Origin of the sequence: Streptomyces sp. Ag109_O5-1, from assembly GCF_003814875.1 — a bacterium.
In the GTDB taxonomy this organism is placed as follows: Bacteria; Actinomycetota; Actinomycetes; order Streptomycetales; family Streptomycetaceae; genus Streptomyces; species Streptomyces sasae.
The window spans coordinates 1,474,910-1,491,004 of the sequence record NZ_RKQF01000001.1 but is presented as its reverse complement, the minus strand read 5'-3'; the positions used below and the strand labels follow the sequence as shown (position 1 = coordinate 1,491,004).

Here is a 16,095-nt window from a genome sequence, read left to right as displayed (position 1 = left end):
CAGGCGCCCGCGGGCAAACCGAAGGGGGCCCGGACCGATTCCTCGGTCCGGGCCCCCTTCGGCTGTCCTCGGCGTCCTCGGCTCAGCGCACCGCCAGCTCCAGCATCTCCAGCTCCTCGACGGGAAGCTGCACATGCTCCGCCTGCGCTGCCTCCGGTGCAGCCACCCGCGAGTTGCACCACAGCCACACCACGTCCCGCCCGAACGACCACAGCAGCGAGCCCAGCGCCAGCAGCACCACGCCCAGGTTGGCCAGGTACGGCAGCAGGTCCGAGCCCGCCAGCAACAGGCAGACGCCCTGCATCGCGGCGACCGTCTTGCGGGCCATGGAGTGCGGCAGCTGGGCGTTCAGCCAGGGTGCGGCCTTCGCGGCCGCGACGAACGCGTAGCGCATCCCGCCGATCAGCAGCACCCACGGGCCGAGCTGCATCGACACGTACACGCTCAGCACCAGGATCAGGAACGCGTCGACCTCCATGTCGAAGCGGGCGCCCAGCGCGGTCGACGTACCCGTGCGGCGGGCCACCTTGCCGTCGACACCGTCGAGGATCAGGGCCACGGCCGTCAGGCCGACCAGCAGGGTGACCGGCGGGGAGCTCTCGAAGGAGTCGGCGACCAGGGCCGTCACACCGCCGACCAGGATCGCGCGGCCGAGGGTGACCCGGTTGGCGGGGCCGAAGGAGCGGGGGCGGGTGCGGTGCAGGGCCCGGGAGAGCACCGCCCAGGTGGCTATCGCGAACGCGAGACCCGTCAGCCAGCCGGCCGGCCCCATGCCGATCGCCGAGCCCAGCAGGGCCAGCAACAGGATCTGTACGCCCGCTCCCACAGCGGTCTCCTGCTGGACCAGCCTGGCTTCGTAAGTGTTGTTCAGGGCCACCGCACGTCCTCCGGCCGAGTGACAGAGTCGATCAACGCCGCGTACTGTGCGCGGCCTGTGCACTTCTCGCTGTGCACATCTCCGTACGTGAACCACTTCCCGATCGTTCAGGAGGATGCCGATGAACTCCTCGGCCCGCGCGTTCTGGCTCCGCTCCCCGGGCCACGGAGAGCTGCGTGACGTCACCCTCACGGGACCCGGCGAGGGCGAGGTCCTGGTGCGCTCGCTCTACTCGGGAGTCAGCAGGGGCACCGAGACACTGGTGTTCCGCGGCGGGGTACCGGAGAGCCAACACGCCGTGATGCGGGCGCCGTTCCAGGAGGGCGAGTTCCCCGGACCGGTGAAGTACGGCTACCTCAACGTCGGCGTCGTGGAGGACGGCCCCGATGCGCTGATCGGGCGTACGGTCTTCTGTCTCTATCCGCATCAGACGCGTTACGTCGTTCCGGTGAACGCGGTGACGGTGGTACCGGAGCGCGTACCCCCGGCGCGCGCGGTACTCGCGGGCACCGTGGAGACCGCCGTGAACGCCCTCTGGGACGCCGCGCCCCTGGTCGGCGACCGGATCGCGGTGATCGGCGGCGGCATGGTCGGCTGCTCGGTCGCCGCCCTCCTCGCCCGCTTCCCCGGCGTACGGCTCCAGCTGGTCGACGCCGACCCGGCCCGCGCAAAGACCGCCGAGGCCCTCGGTATCGGCTTCGCGGCCCCCGAGGACGCCCTCGGCGACTGCGACCTGGTCGTCCACGCCAGCGCCACCGAACAGGGCCTCACCCGCGCCCTGGAACTCCTCGCGCCCGAGGGCACCGTCCTCGAACTGAGCTGGTACGGCGACCGGCGCATCGCCCTCCCGCTCGGCGAGGCCTTCCACTCCCGCCGCCTCACCGTGCGCAGCAGCCAGGTCGGCACCGTCTCCCCGGCCGCGCGGGCCGGCCGCAGCTACGCCGACCGGCTCGCCCTGGCCCTGGACCTGCTCGCCGATCCCGCGATGGACGCCCTCATCACCGGGGAGAGCGCGTTCGAAGAGCTGCCTGAGGTGCTCCCGAAACTCGCCTCCGGGGAGATCCCCGCCCTCTGTCACCGGGTCCGCTACGGGCACATCGGCTGACGCGACGTCCAATGCGGGCCGCCAAGAGGTCCTGACCTGAGAAAAGAGTGAGAGTGGACTGAACACGGGGAAGCCAAGAGCCGTATTAAGGGCATCCCCCGGCAGGGATCAGCCGAGGGACCAGACGCGCCGCACCTGGAGGGTCGTCCGTTGTTCAGCATCACCGTCCGCGATCACATCATGATCGCCCACAGTTTCCGCGGCGAGGTGTTCGGGCCCGCGCAGCGACTGCACGGCGCCACGTTCCTCGTGGACGCCACCTTCCGCCGTGAGCAGCTGGACGACGACAACATCGTCGTCGACATCGGCCTCGCCACCCAGGAACTCGGCGCCGTGGTCAGCGAGCTGAACTACCGAAACCTGGACAACGAGCCCGACTTCGCCGGGATCAACACGTCCACGGAGTTCCTCGCCAAGGTCATCGCGGACCGGCTCGCCGAGCGGATCGAGAAGGGCGCCCTGGGCGAGGGCGCCAGGGGCCTCGCCGGACTGACCGTCACCCTCCACGAGTCGCATGTCGCCTGGGCGAGTTACGAGCGTGCCCTGTGACCGACATGGCCATCGACCGGAAACCGGCCGCCCTCACCTTCGTGCCCGCGCAGCGCGCGGCCACCGCCGACACCGAAGCCCCGGCGAACATCGGGATCCTCCCCATGTCCCTGCGCAACGTGCACTTCGTCATGCCGGGCGGTGTCGACGACCCGGCCCAGCCGAGCGGCGGCAACGCCTACGACCGGCGGGTCTGCCTGGACCTGCCCGGCTTCGGCTGGCAGGTCACCCGGCACATCGTGGCCGGCTCCTGGCCGCGCCCCGAGCAGGCCGCCCGCGACACCCTCGCCCGGACCCTGCGGGAACTGCCCGACGGCGCGGTCGTCCTGCTGGACGGCCTGGTCGCCTGCGGGGTCCCCGAGATCGTCGTACCGGAGGCCGAACGGCTGCGGCTCGCGGTCCTCGTGCACCTCCCGCTCGGCGACGAGACCGGGCTCGACGCGGCGGTGGCCGCCGACCTGGACGCCCGCGAGCGCGCGGTGCTGCGCGCCGTGCCCGCCGTGATCGCGACCAGCGACTGGGCGGTACGACGGCTGGTCTCGCACCACGGCCTCGCCCCCGACCGGGTCCATGTCGCCGCCCCCGGCGCCGACATCGCCCCGCTGGCCAGCGGCACCGACGGGGTCTCGCACCTGGTGTGCGTCGCCGCCGTCACCCCGCGCAAGGGCCAGCACCGGCTGGTCGAGGCCCTCGCCGCGGTCCGGGACCTGCCGTGGACCTGCACCTGCGTCGGCGGGCTCGGCCAGGACCCCGAGTACGTCGCCCATCTGCGGTCGCTCATCGCGAAGCACGGGCTGACCGACCGGCTGCACCTCGCGGGTCCCCGCTCCGGCGCCGAACTCGACGCCAGCTACGCGGCCGCCGACCTGATGGTCCTCACCTCGTACGCCGAGACCTACGGCATGGCGGTCACCGAGGCCCTCGCCCGGGGCATCCCGGTGCTCGCCACCGACGTCGGCGGACTGCCCGAGGCGCTCGGCCGCGCCCCCGACGGCGGGGTGCCCGGCATCCTCGTCCCGCCGGAGAACCCCGCCGCGCTCGCCGTCGAACTGCGGGGCTGGTTCGGCGAGGCGGACGTACGCCGTCGCCTCAAGGCCGCCGCGCGCGGCCGGCGGGCGGCGCTCGACGGCTGGGCGGCCACCGCCCGCAGTCTGGCCGGAGTCCTGCTGCGGCTCCCCGACGAACCCAGGAGGGCGGCATGACCAGCGAGGCGACGACCACTACGACCGCTACTCCGGTCGGCGCGGTCCCCGCGCAGCCGGGGCCGAGGGATGTTACGGATGCAGGAGTGGGACGAGAACGCGAACACATGCCTTCCGAGGTGATCCCCGGGGCCGGTCCCGTCGTACGTGCGGGCGAGCGGGCCACCGTGCGGCTGCGCGAGTCCGGACCCGAGGAGCCGCCCCGCTACGCCCCCGAGTGGCTGGAGCTGCGCGAGAGCGCGGACGCGACCGCCCGCGCGAACGATCTGCTGGACCCGCTGCGGATCCGGCTCGCCAACCTGCCAGGCAAGGCGGGCGGTCTGGTCGTGCACGACCTCGGCTGCGGTACCGGCTCCATGGGCCGCTGGCTGGCCCCCCGGCTGGACGGCGCCCAGCACTGGATCCTGCACGACCGCGACCCCTACCTGCTGCACTTCGCCGCCGTCGCCTCGCCCCGCGCCGCCGCCGACGGCAGCCGGGTCACGGTGGAGACCCGGCGCGGTGACGTCGCCCGGCTCACCCCCGACGCGCTCATAGGCGCCTCGCTGGTGACCGCCTCCGCCCTCCTCGACGTGCTCACTCAGGAGGAGGTCGACACCCTCGCCGAGGCCTGCGCCGGGGCCGGCTGCCCCGCGCTGCTCACCCTGTCCGTCGCCGGCCGCGTCGACCTCACCCCGGCCCACCCGCTGGACAAGGAGATCACCGAGGCGTTCAACGCCCACCAGCGGCGCGGCGGGATGCTCGGCCCGGACGCGATCACCGCCGCCTGCGAGGCGTTCTCCGACCGGGGCGCCACCGTGAAGGTGCACCCCAGCCCCTGGCGGCTCGGCCCCGACGAGAAGGCGCTCACCGAGCAGTGGCTGCGGGGCTGGGTCGGCGCCGCCGTCGAGGAGCGTCCCGAACTGGCCGAGCGTGCCGAGGCCTACCTGGCGGAGCGGCTCGCCGCCAACGAGGCCGGCGAACTGCGGGTCCTCCTGCACCACAGCGACCTGCTGGCGCTCGCCCGGCCCACCGGAGGCTCCTCGTGACCACCCCCACCCTGGTCCGGGAGACCCCGGCGGTCGCCCCGGTGAGCGTGCCCCGGCGTCTCGGCTTCCGCGCCGTCCGCACCCACCTGGGCACGGTCGCCGGAGCCGCCATCATCGGTGTGCTGCTGTGGCGGCTCGGCACCGGCGTCTTCCTCGACGGACTGCGCCGCATCGACACCCCGACCCTGGTGCTCGGCCTGGTGATCGGCGCGATCACGACCGTACTGAGCGCCTGGCGCTGGCAGTTGGTGGCCCGGGGTCTCAACCTGCGGCTGCCCCTCGGGCCCGCCGTCGGCGACTACTACCGGGCGCTGTTCCTCAACGCGGCGCTGCCCGGCGGGGTGCTCGGCGATGTGCACCGGGCGGTGCGGCACGGGCAGAGCGAGGGCGACGTCGGCCGCGGGGTCCGCGCGGTCGTCCTCGAACGGACAGCGGGGCAGATCGCGTTGACGGTGTTCGGGGTGAGCGCGCTGCTGATCCTGCCCTCGCCGGTCCGCGCCGACGTGCGCAGCTTCGCCCCGCTGGTGGCCGCCGGTGTGGCGGGCCCCTGCGCGGTCCTGGTCGCCGTGCGGATGAACAAGGCCCCGGGCAAGCGCGGCGGGGCCCTGCGCTCGACCCTCGCCGAGGCCCGCCGTGCGCTGCTGTCGCGGGAGAACGGGCCGGGTGTCGCCCTGTCCTCGGGGGTCATCCTCGCCGGGCACGTCGGCATGTTCGTGGTCTCCGCCCGGGTCGCCGGCTCCGCCGCGTCGGTGGCGGCGCTGACGCCGATCGCGGTCCTGGCCCTGGTCGCGATGGGCCTGCCGCTGAACGTCGGCGGCTGGGGCCCTCGCGAGGGCGTCACCGCCTGGGCGTTCGCCGCGGCGGGCCTCGGCGCGGACACCGGGCTCGCCACCGCCGTCGTCTACGGCGTCCTCAGCTTCGTGGCGGCCCTGCCCGGTCTGGTGGTCCTGGTCGTGCGCTGGTATGCCGGACTGCGCTACTCCCGCTCGGCGGTGAGCAGTTCGAAAACCGCGCCGAAGGAATCGGCGAGGGCGGCGAGGAGTTCCTTCCCCTTTTCCGCCGAACCCAGGGAAGGGCGACCGATGACGCCCGACTCGGTATAGGCGGACATTCCCAGGGTGAGGAGATGACGACGGTCGTCAGCGGTGAAATCGGCGGACTCGTGACCAGGGCGGACCAATTCGGGATGAGCGTGCAGCAGAATGGAGGTCTCGATTTCTCCGGCATGCATGTCCGTGAGTGCGGAGGTCTCCACCCCGGCCCGCTCCAGCGCCGTCTCCCAGTCCTCCGCGGCCGGGTACAGCGCCAGCCGCTCGCCGCGCGCGGACGCCTCCTGCACGACGTTGCCGAGCACGTAGTTGCCGCCGTGGCCGTTGACCACGACCAGCGCCTCGACGCCCGAGCGGCGCAGCGAGTCGGCGATGTCGTTCACCACCGCGTGCAGGGTCACCGACGAGATGCTGACGGTCCCCGGCCAGGCCGCGTGCTCGTGCGAGCAGGACATCGTCACCGGCGGCAGGAGCTGCACCGGGAACGCGGCGGCGATCTCCCGGGCGACGGCGCAGGCGACAAGGGTGTCCGTCGCGAGCGGAAGGTAGGGGCCGTGCTGTTCGAAGCTCCCGACGGGAAGGACGGCGACCTGTGTTGAAACGCCCGCCCCCCTGGTCCGTACCTCTTCCGTAGTGTCCGTCGGCAACAGACCGTATGCCGCCGTACGCGCGCCCGAACCACTCATCTTTTCACGGCCTTTCGTCTCTGCTTAGGAATCAGATCATGACAGAAAACATCGGCGTACTCGGCACGAAGTCCGCACGGCGTTCGGGCGTGGAACGCGTCGTGAATGCACCGCTGCCCACCGTGTACGGGAAATTCCAGGCGATCGGCTACCTGGACCACGACCGCGGCGACGAGCAAGTGGCCCTCGTCTACGGGGACATCGACAGCGACGGGGTGCTGACCCGGCTGCACTCGGAGTGCCTGACCGGGGACGCGTTCGGCTCCCAGCACTGCGAGTGCGGCGACCAGCTGGCCGCGGCGCTGCGCGCGGTCGTCGCCGAAGGCAGCGGCATCGTCGTCTACCTGCGCGGCCACGAGGGCCGCGGCATCGGACTGCTCGCCAAGCTGCGCGCGATGGCCCTGCAGGCGGAGGGACTGGACACGGTCGAGGCGAACCTCGCGCTCGGACTGCCCGTCGACGCCCGCGACTACGGGGTCGCCGCCGGCATCCTGCGCGACCTCGGGGTGAGTTCGGTACGCCTGATGTCCAACAACCCGCGCAAGCGCGAGTCCCTGGTACAGCACGGCATAGAGGTTGCCGAAACGGTCCCGCTGCTGATCGAGCCGTGCGAGAACAACATCACCTACCTGCGGACCAAGCGCGAGCGCCTGGACCATGTGCTGCCCCACCTGGACGCGGTGGCGCACTGGTCGTGAGGTACCGGGCGGCTCCCCGGGGAAGGATCGGGGGAGACCGACAGGAGGTACACGCGTGAATCTTCGGGCCCAGGTCGTGATCATCGGCGGCGGGGTGATGGGTACCAGCATCGCCTACCACCTCGCGAGCGCGGGCGTCCGCGACGTCGTCCTCGTCGAACGCGACGAGCTCGCCGCCGGATCCACCTCGAAGGCCGCGGGCGGAGTGCGCGCCCAGTTCTCCGACGAGCTCAACATCCAGCTGGGCGCGCGCAGCTTAGAGGCCTTCGCCCGCTTCGGGCAGGAGATCGGGTACGACATCGGGCTGCGCCGCGTCGGCTACCTCTTCCTGCTCTCCACCCCCGAGGAGGTCGCCTCCTTCGAGGCGGGGATCCGGCTGCAGAACCACCTCGGCGTGCCCAGCCGGATGCTCACCCCCCAAGAGGCGGCCCGGCTCTCCCCGTTGATCGCCACCGAAGGACTGCTGGCCGCCGCGTACTCCCCGGACGACGGCCACTGCACTCCGGAGTCCGTCGTGCACGGCTACGCGGCCGCCGCCCGCGCCCACGGCGCCCGCGTGCTGCGCCGCACCGAGGTCACCGGCATCGAGCGGGACGGCCCCTATGTCACCGCCGTGCACACCACCCTCGGCCGGATCGCCACCGAGACGGTGGTCTGCGCGGCCGGGCCCTGGTCGAGGGCGGTCGGTGCGATGGCCGGCGTCGACTTACCGGTGCAGCCGCTACGCCGCCAGATCGCGGTCACCGAACCGGTCCCGGGACTGCCGCCGACGCTCCCCATGACCATCGACTTCACCACCAGCCTCTACTTCCACGCCGAGGGCCCGGGCCTGCTGCTCGGCATGTCCGACCCCGACGAGCGGCCGGGCTTCGCCACCGACACCCACGACCGCTGGATCCCCCGCCTGTACGAGGCGATGCAGCGACGCGCCCCCGCCCTGCTCGATCTGCGCCGCACCGGCGGCTGGGCCGGTCTGTACGAGAACACTCCCGACCACAACGCCCTGATCGGCGAGGCCGCTTCGGTCTCCCGGTTCCTGTACGCCACCGGGTTCTCCGGACACGGCTTCCTCCAGGGCCCGGCCGTCGGCGAGGTGATCCGCGATCTGTACCTGGACCGCGCCCCCTTCCTGGACGTCCGTCCCCTGAGCGCCGGCCGGTTCGCGGCCGACGCCCCACGCCCGGAGGGCAATCTGGTCTGAGGCCGGCGGCTCAGTCCTGGATCGTCTCGTGGACCAGCCGGCGCAGGTCCGGGAAGACCTTCAGGGTCTTGGGCCGCACCTGGGTGTGGAACTGCACGGTCAGGTCGTGGGCGGGATCGACCCAGAACGCGGTGGTGGCGGCCCCGGTCCAGCCGTAGGCGCCGGCACTGCTCGGCGCGAGGGTACGGGCCGGGTCGATCACCACGGAGACGCCCAGGCCGAAGCCGAGGCCGTCGTTGCCGGGCTCCTGGTGGGCGGGGGCGCCGAAGGCACGCAGGTCGGTACCGCCGGGCAGATGGTTGCTGGACAGCAGGCCGACCGAGGCGGGGGAGAGGAGCCGGACGCCGTCCAGCTCGCCGCCCCGGCGCAGCATCTCCATGAAACGGTGGTAGTCGTACGCCGTCGCGGCGAGGCCGCCGCTGCCGGACAGGAAGCGGGGGCGGCCGCGCAACGGCAGCCCGGGGATCGCCTCGATGGCGCCGCCCTCCGTCTCGCCGTACAACTCCGAAAGCCGGTCGGCCTGTTCGGGGACGATGTGCAGGCCCGCGTCCGGCATGCCGAGCGGGCGGAAGATCCGGTCCGCGAAGAACTCGTCGAGCCTCTGCCCGGAGACCACCTCGATGACCCGGCTGAGCACGTTGAAGCCGACGGAGTAGTTCCACCGGGTGCCCGGCTCGAACTGGAGGGGCATGCGCGCGTACACCGCCATCGTCTCGGCGAGGTCCGCGCCGGACGGCACCGAGAACTCCAGGCCCGCCTCCCGGTAGAGGGCGTCCACGGGGTGCGTGTGGTAGAAGGCGAAGGTCAACCCGGCGGTGTGGGTGAGCAGATGACGGATCAGGATCGGGCCGTCGGCCGGCCTGGTCACGGTGTCGGCGCCCGAACCCGACACATACACCCGGGGACTGGCGAACTCCGGGAGGAAGCGGTCGACCGGGTCGTCCAGCGACAGCAGGCCGTCCTCGGCCAGCAGCAGTATCGCCACCGCGGTGACCGGCTTGGTCATGGAGTAGACGCGCCAGATGGTGTCCGGCTCGACCGGCAGCCCCGCCGCGCGGTCGCGGTGGCCGTGGGAGGTGAGGTGGGCGACCCGGCCGCCGCGCGCCACGGCCACCAGGTAGCCGGGCAGGCGCCCTTCGTCGACGTAGTGGGCGAAGTGCTGGTCGAGGCGGTCCAGCGCCTTCACGTCCAGCCCGACCTCACTGGGGTCGACTTCCTGTCGCAGGTGTGCCATCGCTCTCCTCCGGTCGTGTCGTCCGCGGTGCGGTCCGACCTCGGACCTCATCGTCGCGCAGGAATAGGGGAACGGTCCCGCTCATCCGTGTGTGGTGTGACGGACGCTATAGAAGAGGCGCCGGGCAGCGAACGTGCGAGCGCCACGCCGAACACGGCCAAAGCGGCCAGCACGAGCAGCGGTACCACGGTCCCGGAGCCCAGCAGCGCGCCCGCCACGGCCACCCCGAGCGCGGGACCGACGTTCAGCGCGGTCTGCTGCGACCCGCCCGCCACTCCGGCCGACCCGGCGTCCGCCTGCCGTACGACGACATGGGTCGCCGCCACCATCACCGTCCCGAACCCGGCGCCCAGCAGCGCGAATCCGCCGTACAGGGCGGGGCCGGCCGAGGGCCGGGTCAGCAGCAGGACGCCGAGCGCGAGGAGCGCCATCGCCGAGGCGACGGTACGGCGCGGGCCGAGGCGGCGCAGGAGTACGGGGCACCCGGCGGCGGACGCCACCATCAGCACCGCCAGCGGCAGACTGCGCAGCGCGCTGGCGAACGGGTCGAGGCCGAGGGTGCGCTGGAGGACGTACACGCCGACGAAGAGCGTGCCGAACAGGGCCGCCGACGCGGCGACCAGGATGCCCAGGGCCGCCCCGACCGCCGGGACCGTGATCAACCCGGGCGGCAGCAGCGGGCTCGGCGTCCGCCGCTCGTGCCGTACGAACGCCACCCCGGCGACCACGGCCACCCCGAGGCTCACCGGCGCACCGGTGACCAGCCCGTGCACCAGCCCGGCCAGCGTCACCGCGAGCAGCACCGCCCCCGGCACGTCCAGCGGCGTCCGGACCACCGGCTCCCGTTCCTCCTCCCGACCGGCCAGCGCGAGCATCCCGAAGAGCGCCGTCGGCAGCACATGGAGGAAGAAGACCGCCCGCCAGCCCAGCCCCGTCACCAACGCCCCGCCGAGCAACGGCCCCGCGGCGGCCGCCAGTCCGACGGCCGCGGTCCGCAGGGCCAGCGGCCTGGCGAGCCCGTCCGGCGGATACGCGGTCCGGAGCATGCCGAGCGTGGCCGGTTGCAGCAGCGCCCCGAACACCCCCTGCACCACCCGCAGTCCGATCACCCAGCCGACGCCCGGCGCGAGGCCGATGCCCGCGGAGGCGGCACCGAAGCCGAGCATTCCGAGCCCGAACATCCGCCGCTGCCCGTACCGGTCGCCGAGCCGCCCGGCGAACACCAGCAGGCTCGCCACCGCGATGAGATAGGCGGTACTGGTCCACTGCACCTCGGCGAAGGAGGCACCCAACTCCCTCTGCAGGGTGGGCTGCGCGACCGTGAGGACGGTCCCGTCCAGCGCGACGACCACGGCGCCCGCCACACTGCTCGCCAGCGTCAGCCGCCGGTTCACCGTCCGGCCTCCGGCCCGAGATGCGCGTCCAGCGCGGCCCGCAACAGTGGCCCGAAGTCATCGGAGCCGGTGGCGAGTTGGAGACTGCCCCAGTTCCACAGCTGGGCGATGCCGTGCAGGTTCGCCCACAGGGCGCCCGCGACCAGCCGCGCGTCCACGCCGGGCCGGGCCCGGCCGACCAGGTCGGCGAGCAGCCCGAACAACGGCAGGCTGGTCTCCCGCAGCAGCAAGCGACCGCTCTCCAGCAGGTCGTGACGGAACATCAACTCGTACATGCCCGTGTTGTCCCGCGCGAACTCCAGGTACACCCGTGCCAGTGCGGCGACTTTCGCGCCCGGTGCCGCCTCGCCGTCGCCCAGCGCCGCCTCCGAGCGCACGGCCAGCTCGGTGAAGCCCCGGCGTGCGATGGCCGAGAGCAGTTCGAGATGGGTGGGGAAGTAGCGGCGCGGCGCCCCGTGCGAGACCCCCGCGCGGCGGGCGATCTCCCGCAGGGTCAGCGCCTGGGCGCCCTCGGCGGCCACCAACGCCACGCCGACGTCGACCAGCCGGTCCCGCAGACCTGTGTCGGATTCTGCCATGGACGCTGTCTACCAGCCGGCGGTAGACAGTGTCTACCGCCTTGCCCGGAAGGGAATGCCGGACGGCCGCGGCGGGGTTCTCCCCTGTATGACCCAGGACACTCTTCTGAAGCTGCTCGCCGAAGGCCACGCCGGGGTGCTGGTCACCCTCAAGAGCGACGGCCGCCCCCAGCTGTCCAATGTCAACCACGCCTACTACCCCGACGAGCGGACCGTGCGCGTCTCGATCACCGACGACCGCGCGAAGACCCGCAACCTGCGCCGCGACCCCCGCGCCTCCTACCACGTCACCAGCCCCGACCGCTGGGCCTACACGGTCGCCGAGGGCACCGCCGAACTGTCACCGGTTGCCCAGGACCCGTACGACGAGACCGTCGAGGAACTCGTCCGCCTCTACCGTGACGTCCAGGGTGAGCACCCCGACTGGGACGACTACCGCGCCGCGATGGTCCGCGACCGGCGGCTGGTGCTGCGGCTCCGCGTCGAGCGGGCGTACGGCATTCCGCGCGCGTAGGCCCGAGGCGTACGGGCCCCGGTCGGGTGCGCGGAGTGGTGTCAGTAGATGCTCCGCTTCTGGTTGCCCGCGCCGGAGCAGCCCCACAGTTGCAGCTGGGCGCCGTTGTCGGTCGCCACGTCGGTGACGTCGACACACTTGTCGGCCTGGACGTTGACCAGGTAGTTCGCCGCGGTGAGCCGGAACCGCTGTGCCCCGGAACCGTCGCAGCCGACGAGGCGGATCGCCGCGCCGTCCTCCCGCGAGCCCCCGGCGACGGTCATGCACTTGCCGAGGCTGCGTACGGTGCCGTCGCCGAAGAACGTCCACTTCTTCCCGTCAACCGGTTTCTGTCCGTGGACGTGACTCCGCACGACGACGGTTCCCGGCCCGGGCGCGTGGACAGCAAGCGCCCCCGCAACCGGCTCTCTTCCGGGCGAATTTCGCCATTGAACGCGGCAGCGCGGCGAGGTGGCAACGCGGCGCACCGGGACGCCGGGGCGCTGCACCGCCGCCGTGCGGACCCGGCCTAGGGCCTGCGGTCCAGGGCGATCGGCCGATGGCCGCGCGATCGCCGGATGCCTAGGCTGCTGAGCAGGAAACGGCAGCTCAGGAAGAGGTCGTGATGTCCGTCGACGGTCGTAGTCACATCCGGATCGCCCGGCCCTCCCGGGACCTGGCGGCGGCCGAGCGGTTCTGGGTGCAGGGGCTCGGGCTCGGTGTGGTGTGGCGGGCCGAGGGCGGGGCGGAACCCGGGGAGCACGACCTGTTGATGGTGGGCCGGCCGGACGCCGGCTGGCATCTGGAACTGGTCCACGAGCCCGCCCGGCCCGTCGAGCCCCGGCCCACCGAGGAGGACCTGCTGGTCGTCTATCTCGACGGTCCGGTGCCGGAGGAACTGGTCGCCCGGCTGGAGGAGCACGGCGGCAGGCGGGTGCCGTCGCCCAACCCGTACTGGAACCGGTGGGGCGTCACCGTCGAGGACCCGGACGGATACCGGCTCGTGCTCTGCGAGCGCGGCTGGTCCAACGCGTAGCGCCCGGTGCTTGCCGCCGCGCTCTCCCGGGGCTAGCCTCCGCGCGTGATCAATGGGGCACATGTGGTGATCTACACGCGTGACGCAGAGGCGGACCGTGCTTTCCTCCGGGACGTGCTGGGCTGGCCGCACATCGACGCCGGACACGGCTGGCTCATCTTCCGGCTGCCGCCGGCCGAGGTGGCCTGTCATCCGGCCGACGGCGAGCCGTCGCACGAACTGATGCTGATGTGCGACGACCTGGATGCGACGGTCGCCGAACTCACCGCAAAAGGCGTGGTGTTCAGCCGACCCGTCCAGGTCGCGGCGTGGGGCCGGGTGACGGGCCTCCGGTTGCCGGGCGGAGGCGAGGTCGCCTTGTACGAGCCACGTCACGAGCGCGCCTGACACCGGTCTCCTCTCGCACCCAGGCCTCCAGGCAGTGCGTGAACTCGGCTGCTCTGTCAGGCCAGTTGAAGTGGGCGAGGGCTGCTTCGCGGCCGCGCTGGGCGGCGGTGTGACGCAGGATCGCGTCGGCGCTCAGCCGTCGTACCGCCTCCGCCGCCGCGCGTGGATCCTCGTACGGGACGACGAGACCGCAGCCGTGCCGCTCCACCATGTCGGCCGCCAGCGGGGTGGGCGTGGTGACGACCGGGACGCCGTGGGCCATGTACTCGACGATCTTGGTGGGCCGTGAGTGCCGGTAGTTGGGCTGGTCGTGGAGGAGGGAGAGCCCGGCCAGGGCGCCGGGGAACAGGGCGAGCGCGCGGTCGTTGGGCAGGAAGCCGTGCCAGCGCAGGACGCCGTCCCGGTCGGCCGTGGTGAGTGCCTCCCGGACGTCGGGGTCGGCCGCTCCGGCCACCTCGATGCGTATGCCGGGCCCCAGGTGCCGGGCGGTCTCGATCAGGTCCAGGGCACCGCGGGCCCGCGACAGATGGCCGACGTAGACGACGTGTCCGGTGCCCGGCGGTTCGGGCGCCTGGACGGGCGCGGTCGTGAAGTTCGGCACCACCGGGTGGGTGCGGCTAAAGCGCTCCTGGTAGGCGTCCTCGGCCAGCAGCAGCCGCAGATGGCGTTCGGCCAGCCGCTCGGCCGCCCGTACGCCGAGGCGCAGCGGCGGTCTGAGCGCCCGCGGCACCCAGCGTTTCATGGTGAGCGCCGCCGCGGTGTCCTCGTGGACGTCCCACACGACCACCGGCCCCGTCCCGGACCGCCGCCAGCGGCGCAGGGTGCCGGGCAGGGCCAGGAGCAGTTCCGGGTCGTGGAGGAGGATCAGGTCCGCCTCGTGGCCGCGCCGGGCCAGCAGGGCGCGGGCCGCGCCCACCGCCGTACGCCGGCTGCGGCCGGTCGCCCGGGGCAGGTCGATCCCTTCGAGGTCGGGGCGGGGGCGTACCGCACGGGCCGAGAACGGCGCCGCGTACACGACCCGGTGCCCGCGGTCCCGCAGCGCACCGATCTGCCGGTGCAGGATGCGTGCGTCCTCGGGGTGGTGGACAACGGTGACGACGAGTATCCGCATCTGAGCGCCTTTCGACTCCGCCGCCCGGAGCCTGCCGACTCCGGGCGGCGGAAGGGGAGTTGCCGCAGAGATCGCCTAGAGCACCTCGACACCGGGCCGGAAGATCCGCCCCCGGGTGTCGAAGAGCAGGCGGGCCTCGTCGCCGAGGGCCGGCAGGTCGTAGGCGGAGTGGTCCTGGAGCAGGATCGTCAGGTCGTGCGAGCGTGCGGCGGCCGTGACGTCGGTGACCCGCGGCACGGCCTCGCCGTCCACGAACCAGGCGGGCACGAACGGGTCGTGGAAGGCGATCTCGGCCTCCCGCTCCCGCAGCAGCCGGGCCACCGGCACCGCCGGCGCCTCCCGCTGGTCGGCGACGTCCGGCTTGTAGGTGACGCCGAGCAGCAGCACCCGGGAGCCGTGCAGCGCGCGGCCCTCGTGGTTGAGCAGGTCCTGGGCGCGCCGGACGACGTACAGCGGCATGTGCGCGTTGATCTCCCGGGCGAGTTCGACGAACCGGAACTCGTAGCCGATCGAACGCACCTTGTAGGAAAGGTAGTTGGGGTCGATGGGGATGCAGTGGCCGCCCACCCCGGCGCCCGGCCGGAAGGCCTGGAAGCCGAACGGCTTCGTCCCGGCGCAGCGGATCGCGTCCCATACGTCGACGCGCAGCTCACGGCAGAGGATGGCGAGTTCGTTGACGAGGGCGATGTTGACGTGCCGGTAGGTGTTCTCCAGAAGCTTGGCCATCTCGGCTTCCCGGGTGCCCTTGGCCTGGATGACGGTGTCGACGAACTTGCCGTAGAAGGCCGCCGCGCGGGCCGCGCAGGCCGGGGTCCAGCCGCCGACCACCTTCGGTGTCCCGCGCAGCCCGTGTGTGGTGTTGCCGGGGTCGATGCGCTCCGGTGAGAAGGCCAGCGCGAAGTCCGCACCGGCCCGCAGCCCCGACTCCTCCAGGAGTGGTTTGACCACTTCCTCGGTGGTGCCGGGATAGGTGGTCGACTCGAGGACGACGAGCTGTCCGCGGCGCAGTCCGCCCGCCACCGTCGTCGTGGCGGAGGTCACCGCGCGCAGGTCGGGGCCGCCGTCCTCGCCGAGCGGGGTCGGCACGCAGATCACGATCGTCTGCGCACGGGTCAGACAGGCGCTGTCCGTGTACGCGGTGAACCCGGCCGCCCGCATCCGGGCGACGTCCTCGTCGGACACGTCGCCCACATGGGAGTGCCCGGCGTTGAGGCCCTCGACGACTCGTGGGTCCAGGTCGAGCCCCGCCACTCTCAGGCCCACCGCCGATGCCTCCCGCGCGAGCGGAAGCCCGACGTAACCCAGCCCGATGACGGCCAGCTCGAAGCCGTCGATCTGTTCTTCGTCCCCGAGCGATTCGCTCAATTCCCCGAGCGGTACGGCCTTTTCGACCTGCATAGGGATTCACTCCGCCCTCGACGGCAGACGCCGTACGGATCCGAAGGGCCCGGAGGACACGGTTCCGGG

Annotated in this window: 17 protein-coding genes and 1 pseudogene; 10 read left to right on the top strand and 8 right to left on the bottom strand. The window is 72.6% G+C overall.

Translation table 11 applies throughout. From position 1 onward, the window contains the following. Nucleotides 1-82: 82 nt before the first annotated feature. The gene (locus tag EDD90_RS06750; RefSeq protein WP_123972227.1) at nucleotides 83-877 is read right to left on the bottom strand and encodes a CDP-alcohol phosphatidyltransferase family protein; all 795 of its coding nucleotides are present in this window, start codon (nucleotides 875-877) and stop codon (nucleotides 83-85) included. A 121-nt stretch (nucleotides 878-998) separates the two neighbouring features. Between EDD90_RS06750 and EDD90_RS06745 the strand changes: the two genes are divergently transcribed. The 5 genes and pseudogenes from EDD90_RS06745 to EDD90_RS56850 all read left to right on the top strand — a co-directional run. Next, nucleotides 999-1,982 (top strand): zinc-binding alcohol dehydrogenase, encoded by a 984-nt coding sequence (locus tag EDD90_RS06745; protein ID WP_123972226.1) that lies wholly within the window; start codon nucleotides 999-1,001, stop codon nucleotides 1,980-1,982. Nucleotides 1,983-2,132: 150 nt separating this feature from the next. After that, nucleotides 2,133-2,531, top strand: a complete 399-nt coding sequence (locus EDD90_RS06740) for a 6-carboxytetrahydropterin synthase (protein WP_093497951.1) — start codon at nucleotides 2,133-2,135, stop codon at nucleotides 2,529-2,531. Nucleotides 2,532-2,536: 5 nt separating this feature from the next. Next, nucleotides 2,537-3,733 carry a glycosyltransferase family 4 protein gene (locus tag EDD90_RS06735; RefSeq protein ID WP_394365539.1) on the top strand — a complete coding sequence of 399 codons (1,197 nt, stop codon included), beginning with the start codon at nucleotides 2,537-2,539 and terminating at the stop codon, nucleotides 3,731-3,733. Between the two features lie 107 nt (nucleotides 3,734-3,840). Further along, a complete protein-coding gene (locus EDD90_RS06730) occupies nucleotides 3,841-4,761 on the top strand; it encodes an SAM-dependent methyltransferase (RefSeq protein ID WP_123972224.1) in 921 nt (306 codons plus the stop codon). Then, nucleotides 4,758-5,639, top strand: a pseudogene (locus tag EDD90_RS56850) (YbhN family protein); the annotation flags it as partial. The gene EDD90_RS06730 and the pseudogene EDD90_RS56850, both read left to right, overlap by 4 nt. Nucleotides 5,640-5,737: 98 nt before the next feature. Here the strand turns inward: EDD90_RS56850 and EDD90_RS06720 are convergent. After that, a complete protein-coding gene (locus tag EDD90_RS06720; RefSeq protein ID WP_123972222.1) occupies nucleotides 5,738-6,496 on the bottom strand; it encodes a creatininase family protein in 759 nt (252 codons plus the stop codon). A gap of 38 nt (nucleotides 6,497-6,534) precedes the next feature. Between EDD90_RS06720 and ribA the strand changes: the two genes are divergently transcribed. Continuing rightward, nucleotides 6,535-7,194, top strand: a complete 660-nt coding sequence (gene ribA / locus EDD90_RS06715; protein ID WP_123972221.1) for a GTP cyclohydrolase II — start codon at nucleotides 6,535-6,537, stop codon at nucleotides 7,192-7,194. Nucleotides 7,195-7,249: 55 nt separating this feature from the next. After that, complete coding sequence (locus EDD90_RS06710) at nucleotides 7,250-8,395, top strand: FAD-binding oxidoreductase (RefSeq protein WP_123972220.1); 1,146 nt, start codon at nucleotides 7,250-7,252, stop codon at nucleotides 8,393-8,395. Nucleotides 8,396-8,405: 10 nt separating this feature from the next. Here the strand turns inward: EDD90_RS06710 and EDD90_RS06705 are convergent, their stop codons facing one another. The 3 genes from EDD90_RS06705 to EDD90_RS06695 are packed head-to-tail and all read right to left on the bottom strand — an operon-like array spanning nucleotide 8,406 to nucleotide 11,601. Then, nucleotides 8,406-9,629 carry a serine hydrolase gene (locus EDD90_RS06705; protein WP_123972219.1) on the bottom strand — a complete coding sequence of 408 codons (1,224 nt, stop codon included), beginning with the start codon at nucleotides 9,627-9,629 and terminating at the stop codon, nucleotides 8,406-8,408. A gap of 47 nt (nucleotides 9,630-9,676) precedes the next feature. Beyond that, nucleotides 9,677-11,023: an MFS transporter gene (locus tag EDD90_RS06700; RefSeq protein ID WP_123972218.1), complete on the bottom strand. Its 1,347-nt coding sequence runs from the start codon at nucleotides 11,021-11,023 to the stop codon at nucleotides 9,677-9,679. Beyond that, the gene (locus EDD90_RS06695) at nucleotides 11,020-11,601 is read right to left on the bottom strand and encodes a TetR/AcrR family transcriptional regulator (RefSeq protein WP_123972217.1); all 582 of its coding nucleotides are present in this window, start codon (nucleotides 11,599-11,601) and stop codon (nucleotides 11,020-11,022) included. The genes EDD90_RS06700 and EDD90_RS06695 overlap by 4 nt, the downstream gene beginning before the upstream one ends. 88 nt (nucleotides 11,602-11,689) lie before the next feature. Between EDD90_RS06695 and EDD90_RS06690 the strand changes: the two genes are divergently transcribed. Next, nucleotides 11,690-12,115, top strand: coding sequence for a PPOX class F420-dependent oxidoreductase (locus EDD90_RS06690; protein ID WP_123972216.1), 426 nt, complete (start codon nucleotides 11,690-11,692; stop codon nucleotides 12,113-12,115). Nucleotides 12,116-12,156: 41 nt separating this feature from the next. Here the strand turns inward: EDD90_RS06690 and EDD90_RS06685 are convergent, their stop codons facing one another. Then, the gene (locus EDD90_RS06685) at nucleotides 12,157-12,468 is read right to left on the bottom strand and encodes an RICIN domain-containing protein (RefSeq protein ID WP_311737200.1); all 312 of its coding nucleotides are present in this window, start codon (nucleotides 12,466-12,468) and stop codon (nucleotides 12,157-12,159) included. Nucleotides 12,469-12,719: 251 nt separating this feature from the next. Here EDD90_RS06685 and EDD90_RS06680 point away from each other — a divergent pair, with 251 nt between their 5' ends. Both EDD90_RS06680 and EDD90_RS06675 read left to right on the top strand, forming a co-directional pair. Further along, on the top strand, nucleotides 12,720-13,130 hold the full coding sequence (locus EDD90_RS06680) for a VOC family protein (protein ID WP_123980968.1): 411 nt from the start codon (nucleotides 12,720-12,722) through the stop codon (nucleotides 13,128-13,130). A 45-nt stretch (nucleotides 13,131-13,175) separates the two neighbouring features. After that, nucleotides 13,176-13,517: a VOC family protein gene (locus tag EDD90_RS06675; protein WP_123972214.1), complete on the top strand. Its 342-nt coding sequence runs from the start codon at nucleotides 13,176-13,178 to the stop codon at nucleotides 13,515-13,517. On the opposite strand, the gene EDD90_RS06670 is transcribed toward EDD90_RS06675, so the two are convergent. Beyond that, nucleotides 13,414-14,628, bottom strand: a complete 1,215-nt coding sequence (locus EDD90_RS06670; RefSeq protein WP_123972213.1) for a glycosyltransferase — start codon at nucleotides 14,626-14,628, stop codon at nucleotides 13,414-13,416. The genes EDD90_RS06675 and EDD90_RS06670 overlap by 104 nt on opposite strands. Nucleotides 14,629-14,703: 75 nt before the next feature. After that, on the bottom strand, nucleotides 14,704-16,026 hold the full coding sequence (locus EDD90_RS06665; RefSeq protein ID WP_123972212.1) for a nucleotide sugar dehydrogenase: 1,323 nt from the start codon (nucleotides 16,024-16,026) through the stop codon (nucleotides 14,704-14,706). Between the last annotated feature and the right edge of the window lie 69 nt (nucleotides 16,027-16,095).

Coding starts and splice junctions, on each gene's coding strand:
- EDD90_RS06705 (WP_123972219.1), bottom strand. CDS start 9,629: ATGGCACACCTGCGACAGGAAGTCGACCCCAGTGAGGTCGGGCTGGAC.
- EDD90_RS06680 (WP_123980968.1), top strand. CDS start 12,720: ATGTCCGTCGACGGTCGTAGTCACATCCGGATCGCCCGGCCCTCCCGG.
- EDD90_RS06670 (WP_123972213.1), bottom strand. CDS start 14,628: ATGCGGATACTCGTCGTCACCGTTGTCCACCACCCCGAGGACGCACGC.
- EDD90_RS06665 (WP_123972212.1), bottom strand. CDS start 16,026: ATGCAGGTCGAAAAGGCCGTACCGCTCGGGGAATTGAGCGAATCGCTC.
- EDD90_RS06745 (WP_123972226.1), top strand. CDS start 999: ATGAACTCCTCGGCCCGCGCGTTCTGGCTCCGCTCCCCGGGCCACGGA.
- EDD90_RS06720 (WP_123972222.1), bottom strand. CDS start 6,496: ATGAGTGGTTCGGGCGCGCGTACGGCGGCATACGGTCTGTTGCCGACG.
- EDD90_RS06730 (WP_123972224.1), top strand. CDS start 3,841: ATGCCTTCCGAGGTGATCCCCGGGGCCGGTCCCGTCGTACGTGCGGGC.
- EDD90_RS06735 (WP_394365539.1), top strand. CDS start 2,537: ATGGCCATCGACCGGAAACCGGCCGCCCTCACCTTCGTGCCCGCGCAG.
- EDD90_RS06690 (WP_123972216.1), top strand. CDS start 11,690: ATGACCCAGGACACTCTTCTGAAGCTGCTCGCCGAAGGCCACGCCGGG.
- ribA (WP_123972221.1), top strand. CDS start 6,535: ATGACAGAAAACATCGGCGTACTCGGCACGAAGTCCGCACGGCGTTCG.
- EDD90_RS06695 (WP_123972217.1), bottom strand. CDS start 11,601: ATGGCAGAATCCGACACAGGTCTGCGGGACCGGCTGGTCGACGTCGGC.